At 64.6% G+C, this 18,244-nt stretch carries 17 protein-coding genes; 11 read left to right on the top strand and 6 right to left on the bottom strand.

Annotated features, from left to right (window positions below):
• Positions 1 to 172: 172 nt before the first annotated feature.
• Positions 173 to 880 carry a Pr6Pr family membrane protein gene (locus ACS5PJ_RS05430; protein WP_439433891.1) on the top strand — a complete coding sequence of 236 codons (708 nt, stop codon included), beginning with the start codon at positions 173 to 175 and terminating at the stop codon, positions 878 to 880.
• Positions 881 to 903: 23 nt separating this feature from the next.
• On the opposite strand, the gene ACS5PJ_RS05435 is transcribed toward ACS5PJ_RS05430, so the two are convergent.
• Together ACS5PJ_RS05435 and ACS5PJ_RS05440 are read right to left on the bottom strand one after the other, a co-directional pair.
• A complete protein-coding gene (locus ACS5PJ_RS05435; RefSeq protein WP_439433892.1) occupies positions 904 to 1,485 on the bottom strand; it encodes a hypothetical protein in 582 nt (193 codons plus the stop codon).
• A 148-nt stretch (positions 1,486 to 1,633) separates the two neighbouring features.
• Positions 1,634 to 2,557, bottom strand: a complete 924-nt coding sequence (locus ACS5PJ_RS05440) for an AraC family transcriptional regulator (RefSeq protein WP_439433893.1) — start codon at positions 2,555 to 2,557, stop codon at positions 1,634 to 1,636.
• 277 nt (positions 2,558 to 2,834) lie between these two features.
• Between ACS5PJ_RS05440 and ACS5PJ_RS05445 the strand changes: the two genes are divergently transcribed.
• From ACS5PJ_RS05445 to ACS5PJ_RS05470, 6 genes are read left to right on the top strand one after another with little or no spacing between them, the layout of a single operon-like run.
• A complete protein-coding gene (locus ACS5PJ_RS05445; RefSeq protein ID WP_439433894.1) occupies positions 2,835 to 4,181 on the top strand; it encodes an ABC transporter substrate-binding protein in 1,347 nt (448 codons plus the stop codon).
• 26 nt (positions 4,182 to 4,207) lie between these two features.
• On the top strand, positions 4,208 to 5,176 hold the full coding sequence (locus ACS5PJ_RS05450; protein ID WP_439433895.1) for a carbohydrate ABC transporter permease: 969 nt from the start codon (positions 4,208 to 4,210) through the stop codon (positions 5,174 to 5,176).
• The gene (locus ACS5PJ_RS05455; RefSeq protein ID WP_439433896.1) at positions 5,173 to 6,093 is read left to right on the top strand and encodes a carbohydrate ABC transporter permease; all 921 of its coding nucleotides are present in this window, start codon (positions 5,173 to 5,175) and stop codon (positions 6,091 to 6,093) included. The genes ACS5PJ_RS05450 and ACS5PJ_RS05455 overlap by 4 nt, the downstream gene beginning before the upstream one ends.
• A gap of 35 nt (positions 6,094 to 6,128) precedes the next feature.
• Positions 6,129 to 7,190 carry an NAD(P)-dependent alcohol dehydrogenase gene (locus ACS5PJ_RS05460; RefSeq protein WP_439433897.1) on the top strand — a complete coding sequence of 354 codons (1,062 nt, stop codon included), beginning with the start codon at positions 6,129 to 6,131 and terminating at the stop codon, positions 7,188 to 7,190.
• Positions 7,187 to 8,158 (top strand): carbohydrate kinase family protein, encoded by a 972-nt coding sequence (locus ACS5PJ_RS05465; protein WP_439433898.1) that lies wholly within the window; start codon positions 7,187 to 7,189, stop codon positions 8,156 to 8,158. Before ACS5PJ_RS05460 ends, ACS5PJ_RS05465 begins: the two co-directional genes overlap by 4 nt.
• A 3-nt stretch (positions 8,159 to 8,161) precedes the next feature.
• Positions 8,162 to 9,634: a mannitol dehydrogenase family protein gene (locus ACS5PJ_RS05470; RefSeq protein WP_439433899.1), complete on the top strand. Its 1,473-nt coding sequence runs from the start codon at positions 8,162 to 8,164 to the stop codon at positions 9,632 to 9,634.
• 76 nt (positions 9,635 to 9,710) lie between these two features.
• Here the strand turns inward: ACS5PJ_RS05470 and ACS5PJ_RS05475 are convergent, their stop codons facing one another.
• Positions 9,711 to 9,887 carry a CsbD family protein gene (locus ACS5PJ_RS05475; protein ID WP_439433900.1) on the bottom strand — a complete coding sequence of 59 codons (177 nt, stop codon included), beginning with the start codon at positions 9,885 to 9,887 and terminating at the stop codon, positions 9,711 to 9,713.
• Positions 9,888 to 10,090: 203 nt separating this feature from the next.
• Between ACS5PJ_RS05475 and ppk2 the strand changes: the two genes are divergently transcribed.
• Together ppk2 and ACS5PJ_RS05485 are read left to right on the top strand one after the other, a co-directional pair.
• Complete coding sequence (ppk2, locus tag ACS5PJ_RS05480; protein WP_439433901.1) at positions 10,091 to 11,029, top strand: polyphosphate kinase 2; 939 nt, start codon at positions 10,091 to 10,093, stop codon at positions 11,027 to 11,029.
• Between the two features lie 47 nt (positions 11,030 to 11,076).
• On the top strand, positions 11,077 to 11,589 hold the full coding sequence (locus tag ACS5PJ_RS05485; protein WP_439433902.1) for a hypothetical protein: 513 nt from the start codon (positions 11,077 to 11,079) through the stop codon (positions 11,587 to 11,589).
• Between the two features lie 88 nt (positions 11,590 to 11,677).
• On the opposite strand, the gene ACS5PJ_RS05490 is transcribed toward ACS5PJ_RS05485, so the two are convergent.
• Complete coding sequence (locus ACS5PJ_RS05490; protein ID WP_439433903.1) at positions 11,678 to 12,814, bottom strand: glutamate--cysteine ligase; 1,137 nt, start codon at positions 12,812 to 12,814, stop codon at positions 11,678 to 11,680.
• 168 nt (positions 12,815 to 12,982) lie between these two features.
• Between ACS5PJ_RS05490 and ACS5PJ_RS05495 the strand changes: the two genes are divergently transcribed.
• Positions 12,983 to 14,032, top strand: coding sequence for a metallophosphoesterase family protein (locus ACS5PJ_RS05495; RefSeq protein WP_439433904.1), 1,050 nt, complete (start codon positions 12,983 to 12,985; stop codon positions 14,030 to 14,032).
• A 91-nt stretch (positions 14,033 to 14,123) separates the two neighbouring features.
• Entirely contained in the window at positions 14,124 to 15,155 is a 1,032-nt protein-coding gene (locus ACS5PJ_RS05500; RefSeq protein ID WP_439433905.1) for an LLM class flavin-dependent oxidoreductase, read from the top strand.
• Positions 15,156 to 15,196: 41 nt separating this feature from the next.
• Here ACS5PJ_RS05500 and ACS5PJ_RS05505 read toward each other — a convergent pair whose 3' ends face one another.
• Together ACS5PJ_RS05505 and ACS5PJ_RS05510 are read right to left on the bottom strand one after the other, a co-directional pair.
• Positions 15,197 to 16,564, bottom strand: a complete 1,368-nt coding sequence (locus ACS5PJ_RS05505; protein ID WP_439433906.1) for an MFS transporter — start codon at positions 16,562 to 16,564, stop codon at positions 15,197 to 15,199.
• Between the two features lie 254 nt (positions 16,565 to 16,818).
• The gene (locus tag ACS5PJ_RS05510; protein WP_439433907.1) at positions 16,819 to 18,177 is read right to left on the bottom strand and encodes an MFS transporter; all 1,359 of its coding nucleotides are present in this window, start codon (positions 18,175 to 18,177) and stop codon (positions 16,819 to 16,821) included.
• Between the last annotated feature and the right edge of the window lie 67 nt (positions 18,178 to 18,244).

The following is an 18,244-nucleotide window of genomic DNA, read 5'->3' on the forward strand; positions in this document are numbered from 1 at the left end:
AAGGAATTCCGTATCTACTTTTGCCAGGTGTTCCCGGCAAGGTGGCGGTTGCGTGCCTCGATCAGTTGCCGGAGCCGCCGAAACGGACCCTTGACCTGATCAACATCCCATGCTGACAGCCACGGGCCGAAAGGCCGTTCCGACGCGCCCCTCTGCCTGCGACACTGGGCGAATGAACGGCTCTCCGGTGTTGATCCCCCCGATCGAGCGTCACCTTGACGCCAACCATGCCCTGCACCCTGACAACCTCTGGATCCGTATCGTCCGGTTCTCGCTTGGCATCGTCGTGCTCGTCGCCCTCATGCAGAAAACGTTCGACGCGACGCTGCCGGGCAACGACGTCGATGTCGTGCAACTCTTTTCGGAGTTTACGGTCCAGTCAAACCTTGCGGTCGGGCTGGTGCTCATCGCATCCGCGGCGTGGCCGAGGGCGCAGTTGCCGGCGTGGTGGGACCACGTTTTCGGTGCCCTGGTTGTTTATCTGGTGATGACCGGACTCATCTACGTGGTCCTCGTGGCGCCACCGGACGAGCCCTGGTGGAGCCTGGACATGTACTGGCCGCAACTGGTGCACCACCGGCTCGCTCCGCTGGCCGTTGCGCTCGACTGGCTTGTGGTCACGAGGACGGTCCGCGGTCCGTGGTGGCGGCCTCTCATATGGCTGGGCTACCCGGCGGCGTTCCTTGTTTTTTCCTGGGTGCGCGGATCCATCGATGGCTGGTACGTCTACGACTTCCTCGATCCCACGGTCGACGGCGGCTGGTCGGCCATGCTGCTGGTCATCGCTCAGGTGCTGGTTGCGTTCCTGGTGGTCGCGCTCCTCGTGCATGTCGCCGGCAACCGGCGTGCCGCGCTCGCGGCAGGGCCCCCGCGGCGCTGACCACGGGGGCCCTGGCACGCTCCTTAGACGTTGGAGATGATCACCTGCATTGAGGAGCCAGTTGAAGCTGAGATGAAGGCGTTCTCAAATGACAGCGTCCCTGTGACCACCGCCTGCTGGGTGGTGCCGCGGATGGAGTTTCGCTGCACGAACTGTCCGGGCAGGATATCCCTCGAGATGCTGCCCCCGCGTTCGACAGTTCCCGTTCCCTGCCAGGTGAGGTCAAGGTAAATCTCGGTCCCGTCAGAGAGCGGCACTGTGGCGGTGGCGTGCACCGACGAGCGCGCGAAATCGAAGAGTTCGGTCGGCGCCTCGCCATAGGTTGAGTAGCCCTCACCGGTGCACTTGTTGTAGGTGGAAGAAGAGTAGAACATGGCGGTGCCGCCGTCATACATGGTTCCGGCGCCAGCCGCCGTGGAGCTGTACGTGCAGCCGTCGGCTGAGAGGGCGCTCGTATAGCCCTGCGCGAACTCGGAGCTGTAGTGCACCTGGAGGACAGCGGCGGCAGAAGCCGGCGGTGCCACCAGGATGGCGCTCCCCAAGGCGGCGAGCAGGCCCGCGATCGTTGCAACGCGGGTTCTTGGGCTTGAATTTGGTGCACGCATGACGCGCCTCTTCTTCCATTCGTCGTCGTCCCCGGACGGGGTGGATCCCCGAAACGTACTCCCGCACCGGGCGCGCAGGTAGGGTCCTTCGGCGGTGCCGACGGCGGACGTTCCGACGTCGGGCGTTTCCCTTTGGTTGACGTCCCGGTCAGCCCTGCAGGCGCTGGCGGTATAGCCGCGGCGTTTCGCCGGCGTCGTTGAGGAAATGACGGTTGAAGTTGGACAGGTTGGAAAAGCCGACTTCGTAGCAGATGTCGGAAATGGCTTTGTCGCTGCGCTCCAACAGGCGCCGCGCGTGGGCCAGGCGCAGCTTGCGGACCAGGTCGCTGAAATTCTGGCCGGTGGCCCGTTTGAAGTACTTCGAAAACGTCGGTTCCGGCATGCCAACCAGGGCAGCGGCCTCCGCCATCGAGACGCTGCCCGCATGGTTGCTGAAGACATACTCCAAAACGATGTCGACGACCGCGGCCGCCTGACCGTCCAGCTGCGGCCTGAACCATTCGTCCGCGAGGTAGCGCCGCTCCTCCTGCGGGGCCCCGGCGAGGATTCCGAACAGCGCAAAGAGGTGCTCAAGGCGCTGGAGACCGGTGGTGGTTCCCATGGCCTCCATGGCCGCGGCCGCCGTTTCGGCTGATTGCCCCAGGAACTCGATTCCCCGGGCAGACTGTTCCAGCAGCGGCTTGACCTCCGCCATCTCCGGGATCAGGGACGCGGCCTGTTCCACCCACTTCCCGTCGAACTGGATGACGACATCCCGGTCTTCGAGCACTTCACCGGGCTCAAGGTCACTGACCCAGTCGTGCGGCAGTCCCGACCCGACGATGGACACATGGCCCGCCTCGAACGTGCCGATGTGGTCCCCGACGATGAACTTTCCGGTGCCCTTGCGGATGAGGTGGATCTCGTACTCCGGGTGGTAGTTCCACCGGGCCACCGGGCTGGGGTAGCTGTGCTGGTGCCACCGGACCGAGTGGTTGGGGTCAGGCGGGATGACCTCGCGGTTGGCCCGCATCCCCAGCAGCCTCTCGGCCAGCCTGGCTGTTGCTCCGTCCGTTACATCGGCGGCAGTCATGGTGATCTCCGTTGGTCAGGCGGTTATGAAATCCGGACGGCACTTTCGGGGGCCTTCCCCCAGATTAGACCCTGTAATTGCACGAAGCGGGAAAATTAGTATCAGAAACCGGCAACCAGGGCGCTAGTTGTGCCCTATGACACAGGCCTATCGTTGAGGAACACCAGCGGGGTACACCGGATTTCCCGGTTAGCGGCCCCACCTCCGGTCCCCGGTACATCGACATGGCAGTTGATGCACGGTGACTGCGCACCCCCGAAGAACAAAGGAGTCCTAAATGCGCTCAAAATTGCGTGCAGCGACCCTCGCCGCCGGCGCTTTGTGCGTCGCCCTCAGTGCCACGGCCTGCGCGGGAGCCGGCGGAGGCAATTCCGCCGGCGATCCCAACAGCATCAACGTCCTGATGGTCAACAACCCCCAGATGGAGGATCTGCAGCGGCTGACGGCGGATAACTTCACCAAGGAAACGGGCATCAAGGTCAACTACACGATCCTGCCCGAGAACGACGTGCGGGCAAAGATCAGCCAGGAGTTCTCCAGCCAGGCCGGACAGTACGACGTCGCGTCGCTGTCCAACTACGAGATCCCGTTCTATTCCGCCAACGGCTGGCTCGCTCCCTTGGACAAGGTGGCTGCGGATCCGGCGTTCGACCAGGACGACATCCTCCCCGCCTACACCGCATCCCTCACCGGCGCAGACGGAAAGCTCTACGGCGAACCTTTCTACGGCGAATCGTCCTTCCTGATGTACCGGAAAGACATCCTGGATGCCAAGGGCCTGACCATGCCTGAGAAGCCCACCTGGGATGAGGTCGCGGACATCGCGGCGAAAGTGGACGGTGCCGCCCCGGGAATGAAGGGCATCTGCCTGCGCGGCCAGCCCGGCTGGGGACAGGTCTTCGCCCCGCTGACCACAGTGGTCAACACCTTCGGCGGCACCTGGTTCGACAAGGACTGGAACGCCAAGGTCAGCTCGCCGGAATTCACCGAGGCAGTGGAGTTCTACACCAAACTGGTCCGCGAGCACGGTGAACTGGGAGCCGCCCAGGCCGGCTTCACGGAGTGCCTGAACAACATGAGCCAGAGCAAAGTGGCCATGTGGTACGACGCCACGTCCGCCGCCGGAGCCCTGGAAGCAGACGCCTCACCGGTGAAGGGCAAGATGGGCTACGCCCAGGCCCCGATCAAGGAAACCAAGTCCTCCGGCTGGCTGTGGACCTGGTCCTGGGCGATGCAGGCCGCCTCAAAGAAGCAGGACGCTGCGGGCAAGTTCATCGCGTGGGCCAGCTCGAAGAAGTACGAAGATCTGGTTGCCGCCAAGCTCGGCTGGGCGAAGGTCCCCTCCGGCAAGCGCATCTCCACCTACGAGAATGCGGATTTCCAGAAGGCGGCCCCGTTCTTTGAGGCCGAGCGCTTCGCCATTGAGAACGCTGACCCCAAAAACCCCGGCGCCCAGGAACGTCCCGCCGTCGGCATCCAGTTTGTCGGCATTCCGGAGTTCGCCGCTCTGGGCACCAATGTGTCCCAGGGAGTCAGCTCCGCCATCGCAGGCCAGGGTTCTGTGGCTGATGCGCTGGCCAAGGGCCAGGAAGCGGCCCAAAAAATCGGCAATAAGTACAAGTAGCAACAACCGAACCGCAGGAGAACCTCATGACTACCGCAACGGCGCGTATCTCCCGATCGGGGCACAGCGCAGCCAAACCATCCAAGAATGCACGGACGCGGGAACGCGCCCTGGCCTGGGCACGGCGGGCACCACTGCTTCCGGCACTGATCTTCCTCATCGTTGTCACCCAGCTGCCGTTTGTGGTGACCCTGATCATCTCGTTCCTGAACTGGAACAGCCTCAGCCCTGACAAGACCGCCTTCGCCGGGCTGGAAAACTATGCCACGGTCCTCACCGACCCGGACCTGCGCCAGGCGATCTTCACCACGATCCTGCTGACCGTCTCCGTGGTCCTGGTGAGCCTGCTCATCGGCCTGGGCCTGGCGCTGCTGCTGGATAAGAAGTTCATCGGCCGCGGCCTGGCCCGGACCCTGCTGATCGCACCCTTCCTGGTGGTGCCCGTAGCCGCGGCGCTGATCTGGAAGCACGCCCTCCTCAACCCCACCTACGGGCTGATCAACGGCATCCTGACCTGGCTCTGGTCCCTCTTCGGCAGCGCCTCGGCACCCCAGCTGGACCTCCTGTCCCAGGCACCCATGATGGCCGTCATCGTCTCGCTTGTCTGGCAGTGGACCCCGTTCATGATGCTCATCCTGCTCGCCGGCCTGCAGTCCCGCCCCATGGACACCGTGGAAGCGGCGCAGATGGACGGCGCGACACCCTGGGCCATCTTCCGGCACCTCACGCTGCCGCACCTGCGCCAGTACCTGGAGCTGGGTGGCCTGCTAGGGGCGATCTACATCGTGCAGAACTTCGACGCCGTCTTTACGCTGACCGCCGGCGGACTGGGCACGGCCAACCTGCCCTACGCCATCTACCAGACGTTCTACTTCGCCAACGAATACGGCCTGGCATCCGCCGCCGGCGTCGTGGTGGTCATCGGCACCATCATCGTGGCCACGTTCGCACTCCGCACCGTCTTTTCACTCTTCAAGAAGGAGGCAGCACGATGAGCACCCTCACCCCCGCCGCACCCCAAAGCGCCCCGTCCGGGCCCACGGCGTTGAACACCGGCCTCTCTCCGCGGCGTGGAAAATCGCGCATGGACCCCACCCGCAACAACACCGCCGCCGGCATCGGGGCCTGGCTGCTCGCCCTGCTCTTCGCCGCCCCCGTCGTGTGGATGATCCTGACCTCCTTCCACTCCGAAACCGACGCAGCAACCAACCCGCCGTCCATCGCAGCGAACCTCACCCTGGACGCGTACCGGGAATTCTTCGGGGAAACGTCCGGCGTCAGCCCCTGGCCTTCCCTGATCAACTCCGCCACCGCCTCGATCCTGTCCACGGTCCTCGTCCTGGTCCTGGCCATCCCCGCGGCCTATGCACTGTCCATCCGGCCGGTGAAGAAGTGGACCGACGTGATGTTCTTCTTCCTCTCCACCAAAATGATGCCCGTGGTGGCTGCGATCCTGCCGCTGTACCTGTTCGCCCGGACAGTCGGCGCCCTGGACAATATCTGGTTCCTGATCCTGATGTACACCTCAATGAACCTCCCCATCGCGGTCTGGATGATGCGGTCGTTCCTCGCCGAGGTACCGGTGGAAATGCTCGAAGCGGCCCAGATCGACGGCGCCAACCTCCTGCTGACCCTCCGCAAGATCATCGCTCCGGTGGCCATGCCCGGCATCGCCGCCACTGCCCTGATCTGCTTCATCTTCAGCTGGAACGAACTCCTCCTGGCCCGGGTCCTCACCGGCGTGGTGGCAGGCACGGCCCCTGTCTTCCTCACCGGCTTCGTCTCCGGGCAGGGACTGTTCCTCGCCAAGGTCTGCGCAGCCGCCGTCGTCATCTCCCTGCCGGTGCTGTTCGCCGGGTTCGCCGCCCAGGACAAGCTCGTCCAGGGCCTCTCCCTCGGCGCCGTCAAGTAGCGCCGTCCCCTTTCGATTCCCACAGGAGTACTTCGATGACAACCCCCACAGCACAGTCCAGCACGCTCGCACACCCCGCACTGCCGGCCACCATGCGCGCCAACATCCTGAAGAGCCAGGGCGACATGGCGATGGAGACCCTGCCCCTGCCGCAGCTCGACGCCGACCAGGTCCTGGTGCAGGTGGCCGCGGTCGGCGTCTGCGGAAGCGATGTCCACTACTACGAGCACGGCCGGATCGGCCCGTACGTGGTGGACCACCCGCTGATCCTCGGCCACGAACTCTCCGGCCGGATCGCCGCCGTTGGAAGCGCCGTTGACCCGGTCCGCATCGGCAAACGGGTCGCCGTCGAGCCCCAGCGGCCCTGCCGTAAGTGCAAGCAGTGCAAGGCCGGCCGCTACAACCTCTGCCCGGACATCGAGTTCTACGCCACCCCGCCGATCGACGGCGCGTTCGCCGAATACGTCACCATCCAGTCCGACTTCGCGTACGACATCCCCGACAGTGTCAGCGACGAGGCAGCAGCACTGATCGAACCGCTCTCCGTCGGGCTGTGGGCCTGCGAGCGCGCGGAGATCAAACCCGGCAGCCGTGTCCTGATCGCGGGTGCGGGCCCCATAGGCATCATTGCCGCGCAGGCCGCCCGGGCTTTCGGTGCCACGGAGATCTACATCAGCGACATCGCCGAGGACCGGCTCGCTTTCGCCCTCAAACACGGGGCAACGCACGCGCTGAACGCGAAAACGGACAGCACGGAAGGGCTCGACGTCGACGCGTTCATTGACGCTTCCGGCGCACCGCAGGCAGTCCGTTCCGGGATCAAGGCCGTGGGCCCGGCCGGCCGGGTCATACTGGTCGGGCTGGGGGCGGACGACGTCGAACTGCCCGTCTCCTTCATCCAGAACCGCGAGATCTGGCTCTCCGGCGTGTTCCGTTACACCAACACCTGGCCGCTGGCGATCCAGCTGATCGCCGACGGCAAAGTGGACCTGGACATCCTGGTCACCGGCAAATTCAGCCTCGCTGAATCCGAGAATGCGCTCAAAGCCGGCAAACAGCCCGGCCAGCTCAAAGCCGTGGTTTACCCGGGCCGATGACCGCCGTCACCGTGATCGGCGAATCCCTCGTCGACATCATCAGCGATCCGCGCCAGGCCGCCCCCGCCCTGACCAGGTCTGTCAAGGCACACCCCGGCGGCAGCCCCCTCAACGTGGCGGTGGGGGCTGCGCGGCTGGGCCTGCAGACCAGCCTCGTGACCCACTACGCCGATGACCGGCACGGCCGGATGATCGAGCAGCACCTGCAGGCCAACGGTGTCACGGCGATCGTGGGCGGGAGCGCACCCACGTCAACGGCAACCGCCACGCTCAGTTCCGACGGTTCCGCCAGGTACGCCTTCGACATCAGCTGGGACTTCAACGGCGCATCCCTGCCCGCCCTCGCCGCCGTCGAAGGTTCCGCCCACGTCCACACCGGCTCGATCGCCTCCATGCTGGGGCCGGGGGACAAGGCCACCCTGGCGCTGGTGCACGCGGCACGGGACTTCGCGACTGTCAGCTACGATCCCAACTGCCGGCCAGCCATCAGCCCGAACACCGCCGCAACCCGCACACAGGTGGAACTCTTCGTGGCGGCCAGCGACATCGTCAAAGCCAGCGACGAGGACCTGTCCTGGCTCTACCCGGACCGGACCCCGGAGCAAACCCTGGCAGCATGGCTGGAGCTCGGCCCGGCCCTGGTGGCACTGACGCGCGGCGCCTCCGGTCCTGTGGTTCTGACCCGGCGGGGGAGAGTGGAAATGCCCGCCGAAGACATCACGCTGGTGGACACCGTAGGCGCCGGCGACTCGTTCATAGCCGCGCTCATCTCCGGCCTGGCCCAGCTCGAAGCGCTCGGACCCGGCGGAAGGAAACGGCTCGAAATCCTGGACCGGGAAGAACTGCATGACCTCGCCGCCTACGCCAACCGTGCCGCGGCGATCACCTGCTCCCGGCCGGGAGCCAACCCACCCACGTCAGCGGAGCTCGGTTCCTTGACCGGTTCCCTTACTGCACCGGAAGGTTAGGCAATGCCTGCACTCGAATCCAACGTACTTTCCGGGCTGTCATCCTCCGTGGCGGTACCCGCTTACGACCGTTCCGGCCTGACCGCCGGCATCGTCCACTTCGGTGTGGGGGGTTTCCACCGGGCCCACCAGGCCATGTACCTGGACCGGCTGATGAACGCCGGCAAGGCGCACGACTGGGCCATCTGCGGCGTCGGCGTCCTGCCCGGCGATGCGCGGATGAAGCAGGTCATGGACGGCCAGGACTGCCTCTACACCCTGGTGGTGAAGAACCCTGACGGAACAAGGGAAGGACGGGTCATCGGTTCAATCGTCGAGTACCTGTTCGCCCCCGAGGATCCCGAAGCCGTCATCGAGAAGATGGCCTCCGAGGCAGTCCGGATCGTCTCGCTAACCGTCACCGAGGGAGGCTACAACTTCCACCACGTCACCGGAGAGTTCGACCCCGGCACCCCCGACGTCGTCCATGACCTCCAGCCCGGGAATCCGCCACGGACAACCTTCGGGCTGGTCACCGAAGCGCTCGCCCGGCGTCGGGCACGCGGGCTGGCCCCGTTCACCGTGATGTCCTGCGACAACATCCAGGGCAACGGCGATGTGGCCCGCAGGATGTTCACGGCCTTCGCAAACCTCAAGGACCCGGAACTCGGCGCCTGGATAGAGAACAATGTTCCCTTCCCCAACAGCATGGTGGACCGCATCACGCCGGTGACCACGGACGCAGACCGTGCGGCCATCAGCGAAGAATTCGGGATCGAGGACGCATGGCCGGTGGTGTGCGAACCGTTCGAGCAATGGGTACTGGAAGACAACTTCAGCCTGGGCCGGCCTCCGTTCGAGGAGGCCGGTGTGCAGCTGGTGGCAGATGTTGAACCCTATGAACTGATGAAGCTGCGCCTCCTCAATGCCAGCCACCAGGGCATGTGCTATTTCGGCTACCTCGCCGGGTACCGGTACGCCCACGAGGCGGCGCAGGACGAAATGTTCGCGCAGTTCCTGCTCGGCTACATGGACAGGGAAGCCACACCCACGCTCCACCCCGTCCCGGGCATCGACCTCAATGCCTACAAGCGGACCCTTATTGAGCGGTTTTCCAACGAACACGTGCGGGACACCCTGGCCCGGCTGTGCGCCGAAAGCTCGGACCGGATCCCCAAATGGCTGGTCCCGGTCATCCGCATCAATCTCGAACACGGGGGAGAGGTCCGCCGCTCCGCCGCGATCGTGGCCAGCTGGGCCCGCTATGACGAGGGGATCGACGAGCAGGGAAACCCGATCGACGTCGTCGACCGGTTGAGAGAGCCGCTGATGGCAGCCGCGGCACGCCAGCACGAGGAACCGCTCGCGTTCATTTCCAACCGTGAGGTTTTCGGTGACCTGATCGACAGCCCGGTGTTCGTGGCCGCCTACACCAAGGCGTTGAACGACCTGCACGGCAAAGGAGCCCGGGCTGCCCTGGAGGCGCTGACGTCGTGACAACAAGTCCCTGACAGCAGGAAGGGTGCCACCCCGCTTGGGGTGGCACCCTTCCGTTTGCTGTATCTACAGCCGGCTAGTCCCTCTTGAAGGCGTCCTTGACCTTCTCGCCGGCCTGCTTCAGGTCCGCCTTGCTTTGGTCGGTCTGACCCTCGGCCTTCAGGCCCGGATCATTCGTGGCTTCCCCTGCGGCTTCCTTGCCCTTGCCGCCAAGCTTCTCAGCAGTGTTCTCAATCTTGTCATCCAGACCCACGGTGATACTCCCTCCGATTGGTTGCTGCGGGCATCCGCCCGCCGCTTACTCTTTCATCGTAAACCCGAATCGGGCTTAATGCTAAGTATGCTGACTTAATCGGACGACGGCGGGTTGTCCCGCCGTCGTCCGGCCACCGTGGTGGGGGCCGGACCGGCTTGTTATGATTCCGACGACGGCACTCATGTCCGGAGGGAGACCTGATGGCGCAGGGAAGCAGCAGCCCGTGGACTCCCGCGGACCAGTCGTGGGTCCGGGAAAACCTCCGTGAGGCAATCGACCAGCTCGTGGAGCTGGGGTACAGCGTGCGCGGCGGGGAGGGCGAGGATCCGGAGCTCATTGATCCCGGAGGTTCGGCGGTGGAGACCTGGCGGGAGGGCTACCCGTACAACGAGCGGATGTCACGCCAGGAGTATGAACTCGAGAAATACCGCCTGCAGGTGGAACTGCTGAAATTCCAGTACTGGGGCCAGGACCGGGGCCTTAAAAACGTGGTCGTCTTCGAGGGACGCGACGCCGCCGGCAAAGGCGGAACCATCAAACGCTTCACCGAGCACCTGAATCCGCGCTCGGCCAGGACCGTGGCCCTCAGCAAACCCTCGGACCGTGAACAGAGCCAGTGGTACTTCCAGCGCTACATCCAGCACCTGCCCTCCGCGGGCGAAATCGTGCTGTTCGACCGCTCCTGGTACAACCGGGCAAACGTGGAACGTGTGATGGGCTTTTGCACGGAGGAGGAGTACCAGACCTTTATGGGCCAGGCGCCGCTCTTTGAGAAAATGCTGGTCGACTCCGGCGTCCATCTCCACAAATTCTGGTTCTCCGTGACCCGCCACGAACAGCGCACCCGCTTTGCGATCCGCCAGATTGACCCGGTCCGGCGCTGGAAGCTTTCGCCGATGGATCTTGCCTCCCTGGACCGCTGGGAGGCGTACACCCAGGCCAAGGAACAGACCTTTCTGCGGACGGACACGGATCATGCGCCGTGGATCACCATCAAGTCCAACGACAAGAAGCGCGGCCGGATCAACGCCATGCGCTGGTTCCTGAACCAGTTCGATTATGACCAGAAGGACACCTCGGTGGTCTATGAGCCCGACGCCCTCATCGTGCGCCGGGCGCGGGAAGCCGTTGGCGACTGAGCGGGCCGGCTCTGGGAAGCTGCCCGCCGCGGGCGTACGATCGGCCCATGATGGACGCTGATGAGGCGGAACTGCGGCGACGGCTTGAACCGCTTGCACCTTTCCTGCGGGAACTGGGGTTGCGGACGCTGGAGACCTACGCGGCAGCAGGAATCCTCGACGCCATCCCCGGAACGGCCTACCCGGTGGCCGACGCCCTCTTCACTCGGGAGGGCGGGACCTTCACCTACCATCCGCATGGTGCCGTGTACCTGAACGTCACGCACGAGGGGGCGCTCCAGCTCGCCCTCCCCAGCGGGGACGTCCCCCTGCAGGAGGGCATCACGCATTATCTGCAGCTGGCCCATGAGCCGGATCTTGCGGATTCCAGGCCGCTGGACGGAGCGACTGAATGGTTCCCGCCGCCGCGCTTTGTGCTCGTGGCCGAGACCTCCCGGCTGTACATCGCCGCGGCTGCCTCCATCCGGCGTGCCAAGAACACGACAGGTTTCGTGCCACTGGAGCAGTACGTCAACGAGCGGGCGAACCTGTTCGTCGAAGGCTTCCTGGGAGCCATCTGAGAACCATGGATCCGGCAGTTGCCGAGCCGGTGCTTTTCTTCCGGGAGAGCCGGGAATTCATGGAGAGTTCATTCACCCATCCGGCCGCTTAGGCGGCGGCTGCCCCGCCCAGGACCAGGTGATCGGCAGGATCACGGTGGGTCAGGGAAACAGCGTTGGCGACGACGTACGCCAATCCGCCGTGCGGGAAGGCCTGCCGTTGGAGGGTGGAACCCGTGCCGTGGTGGAGGATTCGCTGCAGTGACTCTGCAACGTAACCGGTGTCCCCGGCGTCCTCCAATGCGTCCCGCACATGGTTGCCCAGTGCGGTGAGGACGGTTCGCGCCGGCGCGGGCCGGTGGGTCAGCGGATGGAGCAGCTGGCCATGTACACCGAAGCGGCTGGCAAGCCACGCACCCTGGCGCAGTATTGCCGCGGGGACCATATCCGGTTGCCGGCCCGCCTGCCACTCCCTCGCCGCCGTCTCGACCAGTGCCCGCACCAAAGCCGCGATCAGGACAGCGTCCCGCGCGTCCAGGCAGACATCGGAAACCCGGACCTCGACTGTCGGGTGACGTGCTGACAAGCGGGCATCAAAATCCGGGTTGGCAACGACTCCGGTGACCGCGAGCCCGCGCACCAGTGAGTGGTAGGCGCCTGCGGAGCCGAAGACCTCAGCCGGCCCGGCGCTTGACCAGCGGTTCCAGGCCTGGGTCCGGAAACTGGCATAGCCGCTGTCGGTGCCGTTCCAGAACGGTGAATTGGAGCTCAAGGCAGTCAGCGACGGCAGCCAGGCTCTGATCCGGTCAAGGACCGCGACGCCTTCCTCGTCCGAGCTGACTGACACATGGACGTGGTATCCGCAGGTCAGCTGCTCCCGGGCTGTCAGGGCAAACTTGTCCATGAGCGCGTCGTACCGGTCGTTCCTCGTGGCGTGCGTGGTGACGGGCAGCGGTGACGTGGCCAAGGCCGCGAGCCTGGCTCCGATCCCTTGTGCCAGCGAGTCCGCATAGCTCCGGCCCGCCCGGATGTCGCCGGCCAGTGCGGGCAGGCTGCTGTGGGGACGGGTGATGACTTCAAGCTGCTCCTGATGGAGTTCGGCCGCAAGTTCGGGGACACGTGAGGTGTGGCCGGCGGAGTGTTCGCCGGGATCGTGGAGCCGAAGCAGCTCCCCGGCCAGCGGGAGGGCACGGCCGCTGGTTGGGTCAACGATCAGGAATTCTTCTTCAACACCGAATGTACGCACGTGCTAAGTGTGTGGGACCGGAACGGGCGTGCCGGACGTGTTCATGTCCCGTCTACCTTGGGACTGCCGGGGCGACAGTGTTCACTGCCGCGCAACCTGAGCGTCGGCCGGCGTTGGTCCGCGGCGGGAAGTCTGTTCACGCACCCCTTCATGAAGTTAGGAATCCCCATGCGCCTGAACAGATTCAACACCGCCGCACTAGTGGCCCTCATCGCGGCCGGCATCGGCACGTGGGCCCTGCCCGCCAACGCCGCCGAGGACAAGGCCCCCGGCGAACAGGCCTTCACGTTCGGTGTCATCGGCGACATCCCGTACGGCGCCGCCGAGATCGCGAAGTTCCCCGCCCGCATCCAGGACATCAACGCCGACAGTGACCTGAAGTTTGTGGCCCATGTGGGCGACATCAAGAACGGGTCGTCAGTCTGTTCAGACGAATACTTCGAGCACATCCGCTCCGAGTTCGACACGTTCGAGCACCCGCTGGTCTTCACTCCGGGCGACAACGAATGGGTGGACTGCCACCGGACCAACAACGGCGCATACAACCCCCTGGAGCGCCTGGACAAGCTGCGCGAAGTCTTCTTCAATGAACCCGGCAAGACCCTCGGCGAGACCATGCCGGTTAAGACCCAGGAAAGCCTCGGACTGCCGGAGAACGTCCGCTTCACCCAGAACCGCGTGGCCTTCTCGGTGGTGAACATCCAGGGCAGCAACAACTCGCTCCTGCCGTGGACGGGTCTCCGCAAAACGGCCCCAACGCCGGAGCAGTTGGCTGAAGTGGAGCACAGGGTCGGGGCTGACCTGGCCCAAATCCGCGAAACCTTCAGTGATGCCACCCGCCGCAACGACCGTGCGGTGGTCCTGATGACCCAGGCCGACATGTTCGACCCGTCACTGCTCGACGCCGCCCTCGCCAACCCCGAAACGATGTCCGGTTTCCGGGAGATTGTGCAGACGATCATTGCGGAGACCAACCGTTTTGACGGGCCCGTTTACCTCATCAACGGGGACAGCCACGTGTTCGCCCAGAACCAGCCACTTGCCGAAGGCTCACCCTGGCTTCAGGTCTACGGCGGCGGTTCGGGAGCGGATAACCTGCAGCGCATCACGGTGGACGGCTCCAACAACGCCACCAACTACGTCAGGTTCACGGTGGCCGGGAACAGCGCCGCCGGCAGCGAGGTCCTCTCCTGGGATAAGGTCCCCTTCAGGGGTTAACAACAGATGGTGAGCGGACGACGGCGGCATCCGCCCGCCGTCGTCCGCCCGCCTCAGGAATGTATTCAGAAGATTGAATGTTCAAATAACCATGGACTTTGGCATCATCACCTTCGGCGAACTTTCCCGCAACACCACCACAGGCACCGCCCTCTCCCCGCAGCAGCGGCTCAAGGAAATCATTGAGCTGGCCAAGCTGGCGGACCAGGCAGGCCTCAGCTTCCTGGGGTTGGGGGAGCACCACCGGCACGACTTCGCCATCTCGGCCCCGGAGATACTGCTTGCGGCGATTGCCCGGGAAACCACCAACCTCAGGCTCAGCACCGCCGTCACCGTGCTGTCCACGCAGGACCCCGTCCGGCTTTTTGAGCAGTTCGCCACCCTGGACCTCATCAGTGACGGACGCGCCGAGATCATAGCCGGCCGCGGGGCGTTCATTGAGTCCTACCCCCTGTTCGGCCACCGGACCGAAGACTACGACGGCCTGTTCGACGAGAAGCTCCGGATGCTCCTCGAACTGCGGGACAACGCCACCCTGACCTGGAACGGAGACCTGACCCAAAGCATTCCGGGCATGGACATCGCGCCCAGGCCCCTGCAGGAAAAGCTCCCGGTCTGGGTGGGCGTGGGCGGGACCCCGGCAAGCTTCGCCCGGGCAGGACGGCTGGGCCTGCCCCTGTTCATCGCGCTGTTGTCCGGGCCGGAACGGTTCCGGCGCCTTGCGGAGCTCTACCGGCACTCCGCTGACGAAGCAGGCCATGACTCCGCGGCCCTGCCGGTCGGGGTGGGCGGCCACTTCTACGCTGCGGCCACCTCGCAGCAGGCCCGCGACACCTTCTACCCGCACTACCGGGCCTACTTCGAACAGAACATGCCCCGCCCCGTGGACCACTTTCCGCGCTCCACCTTTGACGACTGGAGCGAGCCGGGCGGCGGGCTGCTGGTGGGAAGCCCGCAGCAGGTCACCGAGAAGCTCCTGGAAATCCACCAGACCCTGGGCAACAGCCGCTACATGGCACAGATCGGCCTTGGCGGCCTGCCGTTCGCTGAAACCGCGCGCTCCATCGAGCTCCTCGCCACCGAAATCATGCCTGCGGTAAACCGCGAAATCGGCGCCGCCTGACCTCTGTGCCCCGGGCGGCTCCACGTGCGTCCAGTAGAAAGTCAGCGGGCGGGTTCATTCTCGAGGGGCATCGTCGGGCTGCTTGCAACCGCAGCGGAAGCTGCGGAGCTACGGACCATCAGCGTCGCCACGCCGGCCAGGACCAGCGGCACGGCCAACGCCATGAAGTAGCCGGAGGCGCCCAGGCTGGTGAGGATCAGGCCACCGAGGGCTGACCCGACGATCGAGCCGAGGCGGCCGATGCCGATTCCCCAGCCCGTCGCCGTGGCGCGCAGTTGGGTGGGATAGGCGTTGGCGATCAAATAGTTCAAGGCCAGTTGCTGGCCACCGATTCCGAAGCCTGCCAAGCCGATGAGGATGAAGACCAGGGCGAAGTTTGATCCGGCCATGCCCAGACCCAGCGCAATCAGTACGCCCGCGCCAAACATTGCCAACAGCAATTTCCGGGCGTTGACCTTCGGCAGGAGGATGGACAGCGGGATGGCAAACAGGATGAAGGCACCATTCACGGTCACGGTGCCCATGGCCGCCTGCGAGGCGGCCAACCCCAAGGTCTTGAGGGCGGTGGGCATCCACAACAGCAGCAGGTACCAGGCGATCCAGTTCAGCAGGTAAGTGGCAAATACTGCGATGGTAACCATGCGATATCTCGCCGAAAACAGGGCCGCAATGGAGCTCCGCTCTTCCTTCTTGTCACCGGTGACAAGTTCGGCCTCCGGGTCCACCAACTTGCCGGAGATGGCTTCCATGATTCGGCGTGCCTCCGCCTGCGCAGCCGGAGTGCGCTTTGTTGCAAGGAAGACCGGTGATTCAGGCAGGAATTTGAGGCAGACCAGCAAAAGGGCAAGCGGCAGCACGCCGCCCACCAGGAAGATGCCTCGCCAGCCCATCACAGGAAGCCAGGCCGCGGCCACCAGGCCGCCGAGCAACGCGCCACCAGGCAGCCCCAGCAGCACCAGTGTCATGAAAGTGCCGCGGCGGGCTTTTGGACTGAATTCCGCGGTGAGAGCAAGCAAGGCGGGCGTGGCGCCGCCCATGCCCAATCCGATCAGGAAACGGAGGACGACGATCTGCTCCAGCGTCTGTGCGAAGGCACCCGCAAGGGAAAAAACGCCGAAAAGGATGAGGGCCAGCAGGATGGTCTTCTTACGGCCGATCCTGTCGCCGAAGGTTCCCAGCGTCATAGCGCCGGCACACATGCCAACTGTGCTCGCGGTGATGACCCAGGTCATGTCGGTGGCCTGGAGGCCGAAGTCCTCAGCAATAGCCGGGCCAATGAAGGCAATCGACTGCGTATCAAACCCGTCCAGCAGGGCGATGATGAAGCACAGGACCACAACGGACCAGCGTTTAACCCCCATGGGCGTGGTGTTGATAACGTCCTGGACGTTATAAGCCGCTTTAGTCACCGATGACTCTCCTTCAACATTGAGGGCTGTGTTGCCCATGAATCTTCCGGCCAGTGACCCAGCGGCACACATCATTGTGTGCCTGGCATCACGTCCGTAACGTGAGTCAGCGTAAGGGATTCATTCGTCAATGAAAAATATCTAATTTCGATTGATTGGTACTTTGAAAGTATGAATGGCAAAGCGTGGCGCAAACGGAAGCGGACGACGCCGGGAGGTCCCGGCGTCGTCCGCTTCTGTCATTCTCGCTGGGGTCAGTGTGAGATGACGCCGGCAGCCGGCTCGCCGGCGGTTGCCTCTGCACCGGAGCCGACCGGCTCGGCGGCCAGGAGCCTGGGGACGCACAGGACGGCGGCTACGCCGATTGCCGCGGCGATGGCCCATACGGAGAAGTTGATGAAGTTGCCCAGGGCTGCAGCCACCAGGATGCCGCCTCCAGAAATGGCCAGTACGGCGCCGATCCGGCCAATCCCGAGTGTGATGCCCAAAGCGGTGGCCCGCGTTGCGCCGGAGAAGTAGGTGGCGACGAACCCGTTGACGAGGATCTGGGCGCCCACCGAGCCGAACCCGACCACGGCGACGAGCAGGTACATGGCCGGCAGGGGCATGATGCCCGTGCCCATCAGGACCAGGGCGAGTCCGGAGCTTGCAAAGGCCACAGCCGTGACCGGGCGGGGACCAAAGCGGTCTGCCAGGCGTGAGGACACAATGACGCCAATGACGGCACCGATGTTCACCGTCAGCAGGAATGTCAGGGACGATGCCAGGGAGTATTTGGCGATAACCATCAGCTGCGGGAGCCAGGTGTTGAGCCCGTAGACGAGGGTCTGTCCACAGATGCCGGCCAGGCAGAAGAGGATCATTGCCCCGAGCAGCCGTCCGGTCAGCAGGGTGCGGAAGCGGCCCGCAGCAGGTGCTGCGCCCTCGGCCGGCGCCGCAGGCAGGGGCTCCAGGCCGTACTCGCTGATGATGCGCTCGGCCCGTGCCCGGTCACCCTTTGCAGCCAGGTATGCAGGGGATTCGGGCAGGAACTTGAACAGTACGGGGACGACGGCGATGAGCGGGATTCCGCCCAAGGCCAGCATCCCTTGGAAGCCAAGGGTGTTCAGGAACGCCAGCGAGAGGAGTGCCGCGAGAATGCCGCCCACCGCGTAGCCGGAAAACATCAGCGCGTTGTTGAAGTTGCGGCGGTTGGACTTGGAGAACTCGACCGTGAGGGCGATCGCCGTCGGGATCACACCGCCGAGGCCCAGTCCGGCCAGGAAGCGGAACAGGCCGAAGAGTTCCGGGGTCGGCGCCCAGGCAGTGAGCATCATCAGCAGCGAGAAGGATGCGATGGACACCATCATCACCCTGCGGCGACCCACAATGTCCGTGAGGTACCCGATGAGGATGGCGCCGATGAACATGCCGGCCAGCGCGTAGCTGCCGATTGCGCCGGTCTCCACCGGTGTGAGGCCCCAGGGCTGGTAGGCCAGCAGCTTGGGGACGATTGCGCCGTAGACCACCAGATCGTATCCGTCGAAGACGATGGCCAGGAAGCAGAGGAAGATGACTGCGGCTGCCGATTTGGGAGGGCGAACCGGAGATGAAGCAGGCGATTTAAAAGCCATTTGGGGGACTCCAGGTGATATACACGACGTTGTGGCTGTGCCAGAGATCGGGTCGGCTGTGATCTGA

It is taken from the genome of Pseudarthrobacter cremeus, assembly GCF_051857465.1.
GTDB lineage: Bacteria > Actinomycetota > Actinomycetes > Actinomycetales > Micrococcaceae > Arthrobacter.